13 protein-coding genes are annotated in these 15,497 nt (G+C 61.3%); 8 read left to right on the forward strand and 5 right to left on the reverse strand.

The window, feature by feature from the left end; genetic code table 11:
* Positions 1–22: 22 nt before the first annotated feature.
* Entirely contained in the window at positions 23–1,396 is a 1,374-nt protein-coding gene (locus ACESYO_RS02225) for an MATE family efflux transporter (RefSeq protein ID WP_276870771.1), read from the reverse strand.
* Positions 1,397–1,641: 245 nt separating this feature from the next.
* Here ACESYO_RS02225 and ACESYO_RS02230 point away from each other — a divergent pair, with 245 nt between their 5' ends.
* Together ACESYO_RS02230 and ACESYO_RS02235 are read left to right on the forward strand one after the other, a co-directional pair.
* Complete coding sequence (locus tag ACESYO_RS02230; RefSeq protein ID WP_058963139.1) at positions 1,642–2,544, forward strand: helix-turn-helix domain-containing protein; 903 nt, start codon at positions 1,642–1,644, stop codon at positions 2,542–2,544.
* Between the two features lie 24 nt (positions 2,545–2,568).
* The gene (locus ACESYO_RS02235; protein WP_058963140.1) at positions 2,569–3,093 is read left to right on the forward strand and encodes a hypothetical protein; all 525 of its coding nucleotides are present in this window, start codon (positions 2,569–2,571) and stop codon (positions 3,091–3,093) included.
* Positions 3,094–3,213: 120 nt separating this feature from the next.
* Here ACESYO_RS02235 and nagB read toward each other — a convergent pair whose 3' ends face one another.
* Both nagB and ACESYO_RS02245 read right to left on the reverse strand, forming a co-directional pair.
* The gene (nagB, locus tag ACESYO_RS02240; RefSeq protein WP_058963141.1) at positions 3,214–3,951 is read right to left on the reverse strand and encodes a glucosamine-6-phosphate deaminase; all 738 of its coding nucleotides are present in this window, start codon (positions 3,949–3,951) and stop codon (positions 3,214–3,216) included.
* Between the two features lie 228 nt (positions 3,952–4,179).
* Positions 4,180–4,968, reverse strand: coding sequence for a helix-turn-helix transcriptional regulator (locus tag ACESYO_RS02245; RefSeq protein ID WP_058963142.1), 789 nt, complete (start codon positions 4,966–4,968; stop codon positions 4,180–4,182).
* A gap of 145 nt (positions 4,969–5,113) precedes the next feature.
* Between ACESYO_RS02245 and ACESYO_RS02250 the strand changes: the two genes are divergently transcribed.
* The 3 genes from ACESYO_RS02250 to ACESYO_RS02260 all read left to right on the forward strand — a co-directional run bounded on the left by ACESYO_RS02250 (position 5,114) and on the right by ACESYO_RS02260 (position 8,565).
* Positions 5,114–6,226 carry an ABC transporter ATP-binding protein gene (locus ACESYO_RS02250; protein WP_058963143.1) on the forward strand — a complete coding sequence of 371 codons (1,113 nt, stop codon included), beginning with the start codon at positions 5,114–5,116 and terminating at the stop codon, positions 6,224–6,226.
* 172 nt (positions 6,227–6,398) lie between these two features.
* Complete coding sequence (locus ACESYO_RS02255) at positions 6,399–7,148, forward strand: SDR family NAD(P)-dependent oxidoreductase (protein ID WP_443983734.1); 750 nt, start codon at positions 6,399–6,401, stop codon at positions 7,146–7,148.
* A gap of 358 nt (positions 7,149–7,506) precedes the next feature.
* A complete protein-coding gene (locus tag ACESYO_RS02260; protein WP_373209307.1) occupies positions 7,507–8,565 on the forward strand; it encodes a YcxB family protein in 1,059 nt (352 codons plus the stop codon).
* Positions 8,566–8,570: 5 nt separating this feature from the next.
* Here the strand turns inward: ACESYO_RS02260 and ACESYO_RS02265 are convergent, their stop codons facing one another.
* Together ACESYO_RS02265 and spoIID are read right to left on the reverse strand one after the other, a co-directional pair.
* A complete protein-coding gene (locus tag ACESYO_RS02265; RefSeq protein ID WP_058963146.1) occupies positions 8,571–9,923 on the reverse strand; it encodes an MATE family efflux transporter in 1,353 nt (450 codons plus the stop codon).
* Positions 9,924–10,142: 219 nt separating this feature from the next.
* Positions 10,143–11,213, reverse strand: a complete 1,071-nt coding sequence (gene spoIID, locus ACESYO_RS02270) for a stage II sporulation protein D (RefSeq protein ID WP_276870762.1) — start codon at positions 11,211–11,213, stop codon at positions 10,143–10,145.
* Positions 11,214–11,457: 244 nt separating this feature from the next.
* Between spoIID and ACESYO_RS02275 the strand changes: the two genes are divergently transcribed.
* The 3 genes from ACESYO_RS02275 (at position 11,458) to ACESYO_RS02285 (ending at position 15,256) form a co-directional block, all read left to right on the forward strand.
* Positions 11,458–12,810 carry a citrate synthase gene (locus tag ACESYO_RS02275; protein WP_276870759.1) on the forward strand — a complete coding sequence of 451 codons (1,353 nt, stop codon included), beginning with the start codon at positions 11,458–11,460 and terminating at the stop codon, positions 12,808–12,810.
* Positions 12,807–13,586, forward strand: coding sequence for a hypothetical protein (locus tag ACESYO_RS02280; protein WP_276870757.1), 780 nt, complete (start codon positions 12,807–12,809; stop codon positions 13,584–13,586). Before ACESYO_RS02275 ends, ACESYO_RS02280 begins: the two co-directional genes overlap by 4 nt.
* Positions 13,587–13,720: 134 nt before the next feature.
* The gene (locus ACESYO_RS02285; RefSeq protein ID WP_276870755.1) at positions 13,721–15,256 is read left to right on the forward strand and encodes a nitrite/sulfite reductase; all 1,536 of its coding nucleotides are present in this window, start codon (positions 13,721–13,723) and stop codon (positions 15,254–15,256) included.
* Positions 15,257–15,497 lie beyond the last annotated feature (241 nt).

Consider the following 15,497-nt stretch of genomic DNA (forward strand, 5'->3'; position numbering starts at 1 on the left):
AATTGTGCGGGGGCGGCTGTGCTCAGGCGGCCTCCCGGGTGACCACCCGGATCCACTTGCCGCTGCGCAGCCGGATCAGGCCCGCGATGCTCTTCACAATGTTGTCGCACCGCAGGAAGAAGAACACCACCGGGGCGCTCCAGTGCAGCACAAAGCCGGTGAGCAGGCCCAGGGGGATGGCCAGGCACCACTGAAGGCCGCTGTCCAGAATCAGGTTGGTGCGCACGTCGCCGCCGCCGCGCAGCACGCCCACAATCATCACGCAGCCCACCGCCTGGAAGGGCTGCATCAGGGCCAGAATGGTCATCATGGCAAAGGCGGTTTCGTGGGCCAGCTGGCTCACGTTGTAAAGGCTGAGAATGTAGGGCCGGCCCACCAGCAGCAGGGTCATGCAGATAAGGCTCAGGCACAGACCCACCAGCACCGAGCTGTTGGCGGCGCGCTTTGCGTCCTGAATGCGCCCTTCTCCGATGGTCTTGCCCACCACCACCGCGCTGGCGGCGGACATGCCGAAGGTGAACACGCTCACCAGCTGGTTGAACACGTTCACGATGCTCATGGCGCTGGTGTAGCTGGCGCCCATGTGGCCGATGGTCAGGTTTACCACCGAAAGCCCCACGCCCCACAGCAGCTCGTTGCTCACCACCGGCACGCTGTTGCGCACGTAATCCCGGCCCAGGCCGCTTTTCAGCTGCAGCAGCCAGCGGGGGGTGAAGCAGACCCGCTTTTCAATGAAGCACATGTACACCAGCGTGGCGCACAGCTCGAACAGGCGGGCCATCACGGTGCCGAAGGCCGCGCCCCGCACGCCCCAGGCCGGTGCGCCCAGCTTGCCGAAGATGAAGCAGTAGTTGAAAAACACGTTGATAAAGAAGCTGCAGCCGTATACCACCATGCTGATGCGCACCTGCTCCACCGCCCGCAGGCACATGATGTAGCAGTTGGAAAAGCTGAACAGCACAAAGCTGATGGAGAGCAGCTTCAGGTACTCCGCGCCGGATGCAATCACCGCCGGGTCATTGGTGTAAATGGCCAGCACCTGCCGGGGCAGAAAATGCCCCACCAGAGCGAACAGGCTGCTCACCACCAGCACCACCCGCAAGGTGAGCGCGAAGATCTGGCGGATGCGCAGCATGTCCCGCTTGCCCCAGTACTGGGCAATCAGCACCGCCGCGCCGCTGGCCAGGCCGAAGCCCACCACATCCAGAATGGTGAACAGCTGGCCGCCCAGGTTGGCCGAGGCAATGGCCACGTCGCCCAGCTGGCCCAGCATGATGGTGTCCATCATGTTCACGCCCAGGCTGATCACGTTCTGCAGAGCGATGGGAATGGTGATGGCCAGCATTCGCTTGTAGAATGACCAGTCGGTATAAAAATATTGTTTGAATCGCTGCATTGGTCCTTCCTCTCTTTGTTTTTCCTCCGGAGCAGCCCGGTGGGGGCTGCCCGCATTTGCAGTATCAGTTTCAGTATAACATATCGGCGCAAACGCTGCCAGAGCGGGCTGTTTTTGGCGGAAAAAAAGAAAACATTTGCACAATCGGTCGTTTTAGGATATACTACAAACTAGAAGAAACCGGAATACGGGTGAACAAGCAGGGGCGAACCGCCCCTCTTCCACAGGAGAGGAGCTGCAAGCAGATGGGCTATCAGGCACTGGAGCTGGAAAAGGTGCTGCGCATCGACCGCATTTATTCGGTACATTATTTTGAATATGGCCCGGACTATGCCTTCACCGGCGAAAGTCATGACTTTTGGGAATTTGTCTATGCGGACAAGGGCGAAGTCTATGTGACCGCGGGCGAGGAGGAAAAGCTGCTGAAAAAGGGGCAGATGATCTTCCACGCACCCGGCGAATACCATAATATCCGGGCCACCGGCAAGGACGCGCCCAACATTGTGATTGTGTCCTTCGAATGTTCCAGCCCTGCCATGGAGTTTTTCAAGGGCCGGGTGCTCATGGCCAGCGACACCGACCGGGTGCTCATGGCCCGCATTGTGGAGATGGCCGGTGCGGCCTTCTCCACCCCGCTGGACGACCCCCTGGCCCAGCATCTGACCCGCCGGGAAGATGCGGCCTTCGGCGCCGAGCAGGTGATCGGCCTTTCGCTGGAGACCATGCTGCTGGATATGGTACGCCGGGGCGACAGCCCGGTGGTGGCAAAGCCCACCAGCCTGATCCGGGAGCGCAGCCAGAACGAGTTTTTGAGCCGGGTACAGCAGTATCTGGAAAATAACATCCAGCGCCGCCTGACCCTGAGCGACATCTGCCGCGACAATCTGGTGGGCCGCAGCTATCTGCAAAAGGTCTTCCGGGAAAAGACCGGCGGCGGCGCCATGGAGTACTTCGGCAATCTGAAGATCCAGAAGGCCAAGGAGATGATCCGGGAGGGCAGCCATAACTTCACCGAGATCGCGGCCCTGCTGGGGTACAATTCCATCCACTATTTTTCCCGCCATTTCAAAAAGGTTACCGGCATGACCCCCTCGGAGTATGCCAGCAGCGTGAAGGTTCTGGCCCGGCGTGGCCGGGGCGAGGAATAAGGCAGAAGGAGAGAAGGGCAAAGCATGAGCGCATTTTTCTTTCAGATGCTGCTTCCGGTGCTGCTGGGAGTGCTGGTGGTTGTGATGCTGGGGCTGGCGATTTATTCCACTGTGCGTGCCCGCCGAAGGGATCGGCAGGCCATTGAACGGCGCAGGGAAGAGCAGCGCCGCCAGCGGCTGAACCCGGGCCTGCCGGAGGAGCAGCGCCCCGGCCGCAAAAACGACACCGGCCTGTGGCAGCTGACCGTGGAGGGCGAGCCAGCCCGCCAGCCGGATGCCGCCGCTTTGAGCCGTGCGGTGGAAGCGGTGGGCGTGAGCGCGGGTTATCTGGTGCTGACCCCGCCCGAACCCCTTGCAGGCTGCCGCTCCATGCACTGTACCACCGACCCGGACGGCGGGCTGGCGGTGCAGGTGGTGATGGAGCAGCCCGGCGGGCCGGCCATCACCCGGGAGCTGGGCGGCGTAAGCCGGCCCCGGGCCGCAGAGATTCTGGCCGGCTTCTGGGCCGGTCATCTGCCGGACGGGCTGGACAGCTGGCGAAGCTTTTAACAGAACACAACAAAAAACAGCGAGTGGAGAATTCCGCCCGCTGTTTTTATTTTTAGCACGACAATAAAAAACTCCCCGGTTTTTCACCGGGGAGTAATTGTTTTGTGGAAAACTAAACGCTTAGCCCTTGTAGCCAACCGCGTCAGCCAGCTCCTGATCAATCACGACAACCACGTTCTCGTGCATCTTCAGCATGCTGCTGGGGTTCTGGGTGGTGATCACGTTGTCCATAACCAGGCCCTTGATGGCGTCGGTCTTGGCCAGGCCGGTGGCGATCAGAACCACGCACTTGGCGGCCATGATGTCGCCCATGCCCATGGTGATGGCGGTGGTGGGAACGTCCTCCTTCTTCTCGAAGAAGCGGGCGTTGGCGTTGATGGTGCTCTCGGTCAGCTTCTCGATGTGAGCAACGCTGATCAGATGGTCGCTGGCCTCGTTGAAGGCGATATGACCGTTGTTGCCGATGCCCAACAGCTGCAGGTCGGCAACGCCGCCCTCACGAACCTTGGCTTCCAGCTCGGCAGCGTTGGCTTCCGCGTCACCCATGCCCTTGGCAACGTAGGTGTTGGCCTTGTCGATGTTGATGTGATCGAACAGGTTGGTGTTCATGAAGTAGCGGTAGCTCTGGTCGTGGGTCTCGGGGATGCCGCAGTACTCATCCAGGTTCACGGTATGTACCTGAGAGAAGTCCACCTTGCCGGCTTTGTTGGCCTCGATCAGCTTCTTGTACATGGGTACGGGGGTGCCGCCGGTGGCCAGGCCCAGCTTGCAGTTGGGCTTCTCGTTCACCAGTTTGCAGATCATATCGGCCACATAGGCGCAGCTTTCATCGTAGCTTTTGGTAACAACAACTTTCATTGTGATACACTCCGTTCTTTGTATTTTTCGGTGAAACTCGCAAAGCGGGGGCGCACCCTGCCTGCAAATCGCGGTCTTATCTTTATCATACAGCCTTCCGGAGGAAATTTATAGCCCAAAATATGCAGAAATTTTGCACAAAAAACAAAATCTTTTCTGAAATGGGGGTGGGATTTGTTAAAAGCATGGGCTGCGGGGATTTTCTCTTACTATATAAGGAGAAAAAGCTCACACATACAGCTCCCGTTCCTGGGGCAGCTCCGGAAGCTCCGGCACCCCGGCGGCGGCCGCCCGCCAGGCGGTGGGGCTCTGGCCGGTGGCCTTCTTGAATACCCGGCACAGATAGTTGGCCCCGGAAAAACCGCACAGACTGGCCACCACCTCCAGCGGATACTCCCGGTGACACAACAGCTGTTTGGCGGCCTCGATGCGCACCCCGGTCAGGTACTGGCCCGGCGGCACACCCACCGCCGCCTTGAACACCCGCACCAGATGGCTCTTGCTCACCCCGAGACTTTCGCTCAGCTCCTCCACGCCATACAGCCCGGCGTAGTGTTCCCGCATGGCGGCAATGGCCATGGTGACCAGCGGCGGGTAGCTGGGGGCGGCGGCATCCGCCCGGGCGCTCTCGCACAGCAGCTGGTAGCCGAGGGAGGAGGCCCGGCGGGGGGAAGGAGCGCTTACCAGCTGGGCCACCAGCTCGGCTGCGCCGGGGCAGGATGCACCTGCCGCGAACATGGGGCCTTCCAGACCGGCGGCAAAGGCGGCGGGGGCCTGCCCCACCAGACGCACCGCCGCCAGATGACAGGGCTCGGCGGGCACCAGCCGCAGGGGGGAGGCGCCCAGCAGCAGGCTGCCCGCCCCGGCAAGCTGGGGGGCTTCCTCGTCGGCCAGGGCACACTGCCCGCTGGACAATACCCCCACCCACAGCCCTTCGCCCTCCAGCGACAGGGGGGTGGAGAACTGCAGGTCCCGCGGCTCGGCCAGCTCGCAGAAAGCAAGCGGATCAAAAATCAATTTTACGTCACCTCATATCAATAAAGTGCTATTTAAATCCGGAAAAAGTCTGGTATTATTATATTAGCAACGAGATACGCGGTCAAGCGTATCAACAAAAGACAAATTCAAACCTTATCAACAATAAAAAGGAGTGTCGATTCCCATGGCAAGCATCAGCCTGCGTCACATCTACAAGATCTACCCCGGCGACGTTACCGCCGTTAAGGATTTCAACCTGGAGATCGCCGACAAGGAGTTCATCATTCTGGTTGGCCCCTCCGGCTGCGGTAAGTCCACCACCCTGCGCATGATCGCTGGTCTGGAAGAGATCAGCAAGGGCGAGCTGTACATCGGCGACCGTCTGGTGAACGACGTGGCCCCCAAGGACCGCGACATCGCCATGGTGTTCCAGAACTACGCTCTGTACCCCCACATGACCGTTTACAAGAACATGGCTTTCGGCCTGGAGCTGCGCAAGGTAGACAAGGCCGAGATCGACAAGCGTGTTCGTGAGGCTGCCCGCGTGCTGGACATCGAGCACCTGCTGGACCGCAAGCCCAAGGCTCTGTCCGGTGGTCAGCGTCAGCGTGTTGCCCTGGGCCGCGCCATGGTTCGTAACCCGGCCGTGTTCCTGCTGGACGAGCCTCTGTCCAACCTGGACGCCAAGCTGCGTACCAGCATGCGCACCGAGATCATCAAGCTGCACCAGAAGCTGGCTACCACCTTCATCTACGTTACCCATGACCAGACCGAGGCCATGACCATGGGCGATCGCATCGTGGTTATGAAGGATGGCATCGTGCAGCAGGTCGACACCCCGCAGAACCTGTACGACTTCCCCATCAACATGTTCGTTGCCGGCTTCATCGGCAGCCCCCAGATGAACTTCCTGGATGCTACCCTGAACAGGGACGGCAATGGTTACTACCTGGATCTGTCCGGCGACCGCATCGACCTGCCCAAGGAGAAGACCACCGACGGCAAGCTGGATGCCTACGTTGGCAAGAAGGTCAAGGCCGGCGTTCGTCCCGAGGACATCAAGGACGATCCCGAGTTCGTGAACAAGCAGGGCGAGTGCAAGCTGGAGGCCACTGTTGAGGTTTCCGAGCTGATGGGCTCCGAGATCTACCTGTACCTGGTATACAAGGGCAACAAGATGACCGCCCGTGTAGCTCCCACCTCCAAGGCCAAGAACGGCAGCAACGTTACCGTTGCCTTCGATCCTCACAAGATCCATCTGTTCGATCCCGAGACCGAACTGACCATCCTGAACTGATCCTTCCCTTTGGAATCATGTTATACGCAGAAGCGGCGCTGGTTTTCCAGCGCCGCTTCTGCGTTTTTCTGTGCGTTGCTCACCATCTGCCGGCCGCAAAGGTGCTATAATAAAATTAATCAGAAAATCCCGCACGCAGAAGGCTGCGGGCAAGAATAAAAAGGAGGTATGGATGATGCTTTTGGAAAACAAGATCGCCATCGTTACCGGAGGAACCCGGGGCATCGGCCTGGCCACGGTGGAGGCCTTCCTGCGGGAGGGTGCTACCGTGATTCTCACCGGCTCCCGGCAGGAAACGGCAGAGAAAGCGGTGGCCGCTTTGAAGGAGAAGGACCCGAACGCGAAGGTGGCGGGCATCGCGCCGAATCTTTCCGATCTGGCCAGCGTGGAGGCCGCCTTCCAGAAGGTGGCGCAGGAGTACGGCCGCATTGATGTTCTGGTGAACAATGCAGGCATGTCCGACTCCACCCCCTTCGACAAATACGACGAGGCCACCTTTGAAAAGGTGATGGACCTGAACGTGAAGGGCGTGTTCACCTGTGCCCGCGCGGTGACGCCCATCATGCAGGCCCAGGGCAGCGGCGTAATCCTGAACACCAGCTCCATGGTGTCCCGCTACGGCCAGCCCAGTGGCATTGCCTATCCCACCAGCAAGTTCGCAGTGAACGGCTTCACTCTTTCGCTGGCCCGGGAGCTGGGCAAGCACGGCATCCGGGTGAACGCGGTGGCTCCCGGCATCACCGATACCGACATGATGCGCGCGGTGCCCGAGCAGGTCATCCAGGCCCTGAGCGCCCAGATTCCGCTGGGCCGCATCGGCAAGCCGGAAGAGGTGGCCAACGCCTTCGTGTTCCTGGCCAGCGAGATGGCCAGCTACATCACCGGCGTGGTGCTCAGTGTGGACGGTCTGGCCCGCACCTGATTTGGCCGAACGACACGGAAAAAAGGGAGGGAAGCGCTGCTTCCCTCCCTTTTGCTTTGAGTGCAAAGCAACCACCAGCTACGCTGGTGCGAATTACTTGCTTTAGCATTTAGTTTGCGAGCGAAGCGAGATGACAAACTAATTGCCTACCATATAGAGAGAAAATATGGTTTTGGGATTTTGCTCGTTTACGAGCCGTAGGGCAAGAAATGCAGATGGCAGAATTTTTCGTGGCCCCTTAAGGGGCTTTGCTAGTATAATGCCCTTATAGGGCTTACTCAAACCACCGGCTAAGCCGGTGGTTTTGATTTCATGGTATAATAATAGGAAAATCCATACAGGAAAGCGAGGAATCGCCATGTACGAGATCGAATATACCGCCGACCGCACTCTGCGCCGGCAGGCCTGGCAGCTGCTGAGACAAAAGACTCTGCTCAGCCCAGCAGGAATTTTCGGCATTCTGGGGCCGGTTTTTCTGGCGGCGCTGGGCGTATATGAGCTGCGGCAGATCTGCTGGGGCTTTGCCTTCTGGGGCGCGAATTTTCTGTGGTACGGCTGGAAGACACTGGGGCTTCTGGTGCTCTTCTGGGGTGTCGCGTTCTGGATGATCGGGCGCACTGTGGCTTTCAACCGCAGAGCATACCGGCGGTTTCTGGAGCAGCCGGAGGGCCTTCGCCGTCTGGTGCTCAGCCAGCAGATTCTGCGCGTTTACCGGCAGGACGGCCGGCAGCTGCTGGCCATCCACTGGAACCCGGGTGTCCGGCTGGTACAGGGGCGGGATCTGGTGCTGCTGTGCGCCGGGCGCAGCTGCGTGGCGGCCATTTCCGCCCGGGAGCTGGCGGCGCAGGGCGGCTTTGCAGAGCTGCAGCGCACCGTGAACGAGCGGGTGCGTGACGCACAGCCGCTGGACGAAACCCTCTGGCGGTCGCTTATCACGCCCCGGCCGGGGCTGGTGTGGGCGGCCAGTTATTCCGCTGCCGATGCCTGGAAGCGCCGGATGAGCCTGCGTCTGGCGCTGGGCGGCGCGGTCGCGCTGCTGATCGTTCTGCTGCTGATGCCCGGCGGGCCTCTGGTCAAGGGAATCGCCGCGGCGGTGGTGCTGGCCTTGATCATCGGGCAGGCAAGCCCACGGCGGCGGGAAAAAGCCACCGTACAGGGGGGCGGCCCGGCGGGACTGATGAATCTGCCTGCACGGTTTGAGCTGTATGAGGAAGGCATCCAGATCGCCCGGGGTGAAGAGGGCAGCTTCTGGGATTGGGGGAGAATCGACGCCGTGCAGGACCAGCGGGGTACGCTGGTGCTGAAAAAGGACAAACGGATCGTCACCCTGCTGCCGCCTCAGGCCTTTGCCGACGAGGCGGAGCGCCGCCGGATTCTGGAATTTATCCAGGCCCGAGTGGGCACGGGGAAGGTGTAAGCCGGTCAGGCTTCCGCTTCATGCTCCGGCATGTAGAGGGTGAGCCGCCGCATGGTGATGAAAAAGGCGATGATCAGGGGCACCGCGCTGCCGGTCCAGGCCATGGGATTGGCCAGGCATGCGCCGGTGAAGCCAAAGGGCCCCACCAGCCACACGGAGCACACGCCGCGCATCACCAGTTCCATGATGCCGGCAAAGGTGGGCACAAAGCTCTGACCCAGCCCCTGCAGCGAGTAGCGGAAGATGAACAGCAGCGCCAGCACCCACATGGACAGTCCGACAATGAACAGATAGATATAGGAAAGATCGGTTACCCGGGTGTCGTGCCCCACGAACAGCCGGGCCAGCGGTTTGCCGAACAAAAGAAAGACCGCGCCCATAAAGGCGGACCAGCCAAGGGCCATGGCGCTGCACTGCACAACACCGGTGCGGATGCGGTGCAGCTTGCCCGCGCCGTAGTTCTGGGCCACAAAGGTACCCATGGCAAGGCCGAAGCTGCCCAGCGGCAGGGTGCCCAGCGATTCCAGCTTGTTGGCGGCGGTGAAAGCGGCCACCGCGGTGCTGCCCAGACTGTTCAGGGCATATTGCAGCATCAGCGAACCGATGGCAATGATGCTGCTCTGGAAACCCATGGGCAGCCCCATGTGCAGATGGCTCAGCACCTCACGGCGGTTGAGCCTCCAGTCCGAACGATGCAGCCGCAGAGCGGGGAAGGCCCTGTGAATGTAGACCACGCAGGCGACTCCGGCCAGCAGCTGGGCAATCACGGTGGCCACGCCCGCGCCCATCACCCCCAGCGGGGTATACAGGATGAGCAGCACGTCCAGCACGATGTTGAGCAGGCAGCCTGCCACCAGAAAATACAGCGGGGTCTTGCTGTCGCCCAAAGCGCGCAGCACGTTGGATACCACGTTGAACAGCATGGTGGCAGGAATGCCCGCGAACACCACCATCAGATAACGGGTGGCATCCTCCAGAATTTCCGGCGGGGTTTGCAGCAGAACCAGCAGCTGGCGGGTACCCGCCACGCTGGCCGCCGTGAGCACCACACTGATCACGCCGCCCAGAATCAGGCTGGCCGCGTAGCTCTGGCGCACGCCGTCCGCGTCGCCGGCGCCGAAGCGCTGGGCGGTGAGGATGGAAAATCCGGCGGAAAGCCCCTGCGCAAGGCCGATGATCAAAAACATCAGGCTGCCGGTGCAGCCCACTGCGGCCAGTGCGTTTACGCCCAGCATACGGCCTACAATAAAGGTGTCGGCCATGTTGTAGACCTGCTGGAACAGGTTGCCGATGAACAGCGGCAGGGCGAACAGCAGAATCAGCTTTGCCGGGGAACCGGCGGTCATGGATCTGGTCATAACAATCTCTCCATTCGAGGCACGCTGCAAGGGGCGGGCCGCTTTGCTTTGGCAAAATGTAACGCCACCTATCATACCGCAGCGGCGGCAAAAGTCAATGCGCCTTTCGGAAGATTTTCCTTCATTTTACAAAATCAGAAAAGGGCACAAAAATGCCCGTCCGGGAAGCACCCGGGCGGGCATTTTGCCATTCGGTCAAAAAGTGGAAGGAGGGGGGGATTATCCGGCATATTCCTCAAGTGTGGTGCCGGGGAAATACCAGCTTAAAATCTGGGCGCAGCTCTGGCCCTGGGCGGCCATGGCCTGGGCGCCGCACTGGCTCAGGCCAACCCCGTGGCCGTAGCCCAGGGTGGTCACGTCGAAGCCGTCCTCGGTGCGCTGGATGGTAAAGCAGCTGCTGCGCAGCGAAAGGGCGGCGCGCAGCTGGGTGCCCTTCACAAAGGCCCCGCCCACCTGCACGGTGTCCACATAGCCGGCCTCGGTCAGGCTTGTCTCGCCGAACCAGCCGTCCGCGCTGCCGCTCAGATCCAGCCCCGCAAACTGGGTGGCCAGAATGTCGTACATCTGCTGGGTGGTGTAGCTCACCGTTTCCTGATAGCCCTCGGCCAGCTTGTCCAGCGGGGAATCCACGCCCTGTAAGTAGGGAAGCGCCTCGTTCCACACCCGCTGGGAGGCCTCGGTGCGCCCGTTGCTGATGGCGTGGTAGCAGGCGGCGGCGGGTGCGCCATCATATAAAAGCACCGTGTGCACCAGCGGCTCCAGCAGCGTTTTCAGCCGCTGGTAGTTGGCTTCGTATTCTTCGCCCCAGTAGCTTTGCAGCACCTCGGTGGTCATGTAGCCCTGGCGGCGGGCCGGGTCCACCGAGAACCAGCCTCCGCCCAGCGCTTCGGTGTTGGCGTGATCCCGCTGATACAAGGCGTAGCTGTGGGCGGCGATGCCCTGAGCCTTCAGCGCCTCGTCCGGCCAGGTGATGGGCATCTCGCTGGCCACCGCGCCGATCATGTATTCCAGCACCGGCACTTCCAGCACCTCGCCGGTGGAGGCATTCTGCACCCGGATCACCGCTTCGGCGGGCGCGGGTGTTTCGGCGGGCGGGGCGGACTGGGTCGCCTGGGATACGGCAGCGCTTTCCGGCACAGGGGAGGCGGAGGTGCTTTGCTCCCCCGCGCTGCCTGCCGCAAGGGAAACAGAGGAAGCCGCCTGCCCGGCGGCCTGGGGCAGAAGGCTTACCAGCGGCAGACAGAAGGTGAGCAGGCAGAACAGCAGGATGGGCAGGATACTTCGTTTCATGGCATTAAACCTCCTTGGCGGCGGGGCGGCGTTTTCCGCTCTTGCTTTTTCGTTGTAAAGTGTGTAAGATTAAACTTAACCACCGGCAGGGGCCGGTGAATTCCAGAATAGCGGCCACCGGGCGCAAAGAACGCCGAAGCAGGCCGTTTGACAAATCAGGGCAATACCGCACAATTCACGCCCGATGGGGCTCTGATATCTGGAAGGATGCGATATTGCTTTAAAAAGAGGGGGAAGAAGCGCCATGGCCCAGCAGTCTTCCGGTATGGAATTTTTATGCCGGGAATATTTGAAAAATAACTACATCGATCCCGAGACCAGTGAACGGCTGGGCGTCAAACGGGGCCTGCGTAACCCGGACGGCACCGGCGTACTGGCCGGCCTGACCAACATCTGTGACGTTGTGGGCTACGAAAAGGGCCCGGCGGGCGAGGTGATTCCCACACCGGGCCGGCTGATCTACCGGGGCGTGGATCTGAACGAGCTGGTGCGGGAGGCCTACGAGCACGACCGTTTCATCTTTGAAGAGGTGAGCTGGCTGCTTTTGTTCGGCAGCCTCCCCCAAAAGAGCGAGCTGGAGCGGTTCCAGCAGATCATTGCCGAGCACCACAATCTGCCCGAGCACTTCATCGAGGATGTGCTGCTGCGCTCGCCCAGCCCCAACATCATGAACAAGATGGCCCGCAGTGTGCTCTCGCTGTACAGCTACGACGAAAACCCCGAGGATCTGAGCCTGGAAAACCTGATGGAGCAGTCCATCAACCTGATCGCCGGGCTGCCCACCATCATGGTGAACGCCTACCAGCTCAAGCGCCGGGTGTACGACAAGCAGAGCATGTTCTTCCACCCGCCCACGCCGGGGCAGAGCACCGCCGAGCACATCCTCTCCACCTACCGGGCGGACCAGAAGTTCACCCATGAAGAGGCAAAGCTGCTGGATCTGTGTCTGCTGGTGCATGCGGACCACGGCGGCGGCAACAACTCCGCCTTCACCTGCCGGGTGCTGTCCAGCTCCGGCACCGACACCTACTCCGCCATTGCGGCGGCCATCGGCAGCCTGAAGGGCCCCAAGCACGGCGGCGCCAACCTGAAGGTGATGGAGCAGCTGGAGTACCTGAAGGCCGGCGTGGAGGACTACCAGGATGAGGACGAGGTGCGGGAGTTTCTGCGCCGCATCATCCGCAAACAGGCGGGCGACGGCAGCGGCCTGATCTACGGCATGGGCCACGCCATCTACACCATCAGCGATCCCCGTGCGGTGGTGCTGCGCCAGAAGGCGGAAAAGCTGGCGGTGGAAAAGGGCTTTGAGGATGAGTTCCGCCTGCTGTGCCTGGTGGAAAAGCTGGGCCCCCAGGTGTTTGCCGAGGAAAAGGGCAACAAGACCGTGTGCGCCAACGTGGATTTGTACAGCGGCCTGATCTACAAGATGCTGGGCATCAGTCAGGATCTGTACACCCCACTGTTTGCCATCAGCCGCATTCCGGGCTGGTGCGCCCACCGCATTGAAGAGGTGGTGTTCGCCAACCGGATCATCCGCCCGGCCTACAAGTATCTGGGCGTGCGGCAGAAATACAAAACATTAGAGGAACGCGGATGAAACGAATTGTAACGATCCTTCTGCTTCTGGTCTGTGCAGCGGCGGGCGCCGTGCGCTGGCTGGACGTGATGTACTATACTGACCTTGCCACCGGCTTTGTGACCTGGGGCAGCTACCTGTGGCGCTATGCGCTGGCGGGCGGCGTGCTGGTGCTGCTGTGGCTGGCGGGCTGGATGATGCCCAAAACCAGCGCCTCGCTGAAGGGGCAGAGCACGGCCCAGGGCCTGGTTGCACTGGTGTGCGGCGTGGGCTTTGCGGCGCTGGGCGGGGTGTATCTGGCTGCCTTCGATCAGCTGGGCCGGTTTGAGCTGGCGCTGGCGGTGCTGTATCTGGTGAGCGGCGTATGGATGTTGCTGCTGGGGCGCAGCCGATTTACGCCGGAATTTGAAGCGCCCACCGGAAGTGCTCTGTTCGGCATCGCGGGTACGCTGGCGCTGTATCTGCTCACCATCAAGCGGTTCGGCCTTGCCCCCACCGGCATCGTGCGGGTAAACACCACGCTGGAAGCGCTGGCGGCGCTGGCAGCGCTGCTGTTCTGCACCGCCCAGCTGAAAACCGCCTATATCCCCGGCGGCAAAAGCGCCCGGTGGGTCTGGCTCAGCGGCATGGGGGCCTTTGCCCTGTGCACCTGCCTTGCTCTGCCCAGCGCCGTGTGGAGCTGGCTGCAGGGCCAGAGCGAGCTGCGCAGCATGGTGGAGGGCGTCTGCCTTGCACTGGTGGGCCTGATGGGTGCGGTGTATGCGCTCACGGTCTCCGGAGCGGAAAAACAGGAGTGACCATCCAAAAAAATCGCCGGAACCGGCTTTTTGCCGGTCCGGCGTTTTTTTGTGTAAATCCTGCCAAAGCTGTGGTATAATAACAGTCTGGCTGCCCCGCACCGGGGCAGCGGCGAACAGAAAAGGAGAACTGTATGAACGATATGATGGCCGCCTTCCGGGCGGATCTTGCGGGCTTCGACGAAGCCACCCGCGATTTTTATACCGGCAACATGAGCAAGCAGGAGTATAAGGGCATCTCCGGCGGCTTTGGCAGCTATTCCGAAAAAGGCGGCCAGAAGGGCATGATCCGCCTGCGGATGACCGCCGGTCGCGTGACAAAGGAAAAGCTGGCCTTTGTGGTGGAGACTGCCGAACGGCTGAACATCGAGCTGCTCAAGCTGACCACCTGCGAGACCATTCAGCTGCATCATCTGACCGGCCGCCAGATTCTGGATGTGGCGGCAAAGGCGCTGGACGCAGGCATTGTCTGCCGGGGCGGCGGCGGAGACCACCCCCGCAACGTGATGGCGCCGCCCCTGTCCGGCGTGCTGCCCGGCGAGAGCTTCGATGTGATTCCCTACGCCGAGATGACCGCGGACTACCTGCTCAGCCTGCTGTATCACATTCACATGCCCCGCAAGCTGAAGGTGGGCTTTGCCAACCACGAAAGCAACACGGCCCACGTCACCATGCGGGATCTGGGCTTTGTGGCGGAGGCGGACGGCGGCTTCTCGGTCTACATCGCCGGCGGCATGGGCCCCAACCCCCGCATGGGCCTGAAGGTGGCCGAGCATGTGCCCGGCAGTGAGATTTTGTATTATGTGAAGGCCATGGTGGATACCTTCCTGGCCCACGGCAACTACGAGCAGCGCGCCAAGGCCCGTACCCGCTACATGCAGGAGGCGCTGGGCGAAGAGGGCCTGCGTCAGGCCTACAATCAGGCGCTGGAGGCCGCGAAGGCCGCCGGCGGGCTGGACCGTCAGGTGAAAGTATGCCCGGTGACCAAGCAGGGCGAGGGAAGCATCAGCGGCCGGCGGATCATTGCCCAGAAGCAGCCGGGCCTCTTCGCGGTGAGCTACCATCCTCTGGGCGGCACTCCCAGCCGCCAGACCCTGCGGGCGCTGCTGGATACCATTCAGCCCATGGAGCAGGTGGAGGTGCGTCTGGGCGCGGACGGCACCATGTATGTGATCAACTGCACCGCCGCCGAAGCGGAAAAGGTGCTGGCTGCCACCGAGGACGGCGCACGCACCCGCTTTGAGCATTCGGTGGCCTGCATTGGCGCTTCGGTCTGCCAGCAGGGCGTGCGGGATTCACAGGCGCTGTACCACGCCTGTGTGCAGGCTGCACGGGATGCGAATCTGCCGGACGGCGCGCTGCCGGTGATCCACATTTCCGGCTGCCCCTCCTCCTGCGGCACCCATCAGGTGGGCGCGCTGGGCTTCCACGGCGGCGTGAAGCTGGTGGACAAGAAGCCCCACCCCGCCTTCACCCTGCATGTGAACGGCAGCGCCCGAATGGGCCAGGAGCGTTTCGGCGAGAGCTGGGGCGTGATCTTTGAAGAGCGCATCCCGGAATTTCTGGTGGCGCTGGGCAGCAGGGTGGCCGACACCGGCCTTTCCTTCGAGGAATGGCTGCCCGCACACGAAGCCGAGCTGCGCGCGCTGGCGGAGGGCTATCTGGTCTGATTTTCCGGCTTTTTCCAAAGCAACGCCCCGGGCGGAGAGCATCCGTCCGGGGCCTTTTTGCATTGAGTGCAAAGCAACCACCAGCTACGCTGGTGCGAATTACTTGCTTTAGCATTTAGTTTGCGAGCGAAGCGAGATGACAAACTAATTGCCTACCATATAGAGAGAAAATATGGTTTTGGGATTTTGCTCGTTTACGAGCCGTAGGGCAAGAAATGCAGATGGCAGAATTTTTCGTGGC

It is taken from the genome of Allofournierella massiliensis, assembly GCF_964241245.1.
In the GTDB taxonomy this organism is placed as follows: Bacteria; Bacillota; Clostridia; order Oscillospirales; family Ruminococcaceae; genus Allofournierella; species Allofournierella massiliensis.

Bases quoted from the DNA above. Each gene is read 5' to 3' on its own strand.
- ACESYO_RS02225 (WP_276870771.1), bottom strand. From the start codon at position 1,396: ATGCAGCGATTCAAACAATATTTTTATACCGACTGGTCATTCTACAAG.
- ACESYO_RS02230 (WP_058963139.1), top strand. From the start codon at position 1,642: ATGGGCTATCAGGCACTGGAGCTGGAAAAGGTGCTGCGCATCGACCGC.
- ACESYO_RS02235 (WP_058963140.1), top strand. From the start codon at position 2,569: ATGAGCGCATTTTTCTTTCAGATGCTGCTTCCGGTGCTGCTGGGAGTG.
- nagB (WP_058963141.1), bottom strand. From the start codon at position 3,951: ATGAAAGTTGTTGTTACCAAAAGCTACGATGAAAGCTGCGCCTATGTG.
- ACESYO_RS02250 (WP_058963143.1), top strand. From the start codon at position 5,114: ATGGCAAGCATCAGCCTGCGTCACATCTACAAGATCTACCCCGGCGAC.
- ACESYO_RS02255 (WP_443983734.1), top strand. From the start codon at position 6,399: ATGATGCTTTTGGAAAACAAGATCGCCATCGTTACCGGAGGAACCCGG.
- ACESYO_RS02260 (WP_373209307.1), top strand. From the start codon at position 7,507: ATGTACGAGATCGAATATACCGCCGACCGCACTCTGCGCCGGCAGGCC.
- ACESYO_RS02265 (WP_058963146.1), bottom strand. From the start codon at position 9,923: ATGACCAGATCCATGACCGCCGGTTCCCCGGCAAAGCTGATTCTGCTG.
- spoIID (WP_276870762.1), bottom strand. From the start codon at position 11,213: ATGAAACGAAGTATCCTGCCCATCCTGCTGTTCTGCCTGCTCACCTTC.
- ACESYO_RS02275 (WP_276870759.1), top strand. From the start codon at position 11,458: ATGGCCCAGCAGTCTTCCGGTATGGAATTTTTATGCCGGGAATATTTG.
- ACESYO_RS02280 (WP_276870757.1), top strand. From the start codon at position 12,807: ATGAAACGAATTGTAACGATCCTTCTGCTTCTGGTCTGTGCAGCGGCG.
- ACESYO_RS02285 (WP_276870755.1), top strand. From the start codon at position 13,721: ATGAACGATATGATGGCCGCCTTCCGGGCGGATCTTGCGGGCTTCGAC.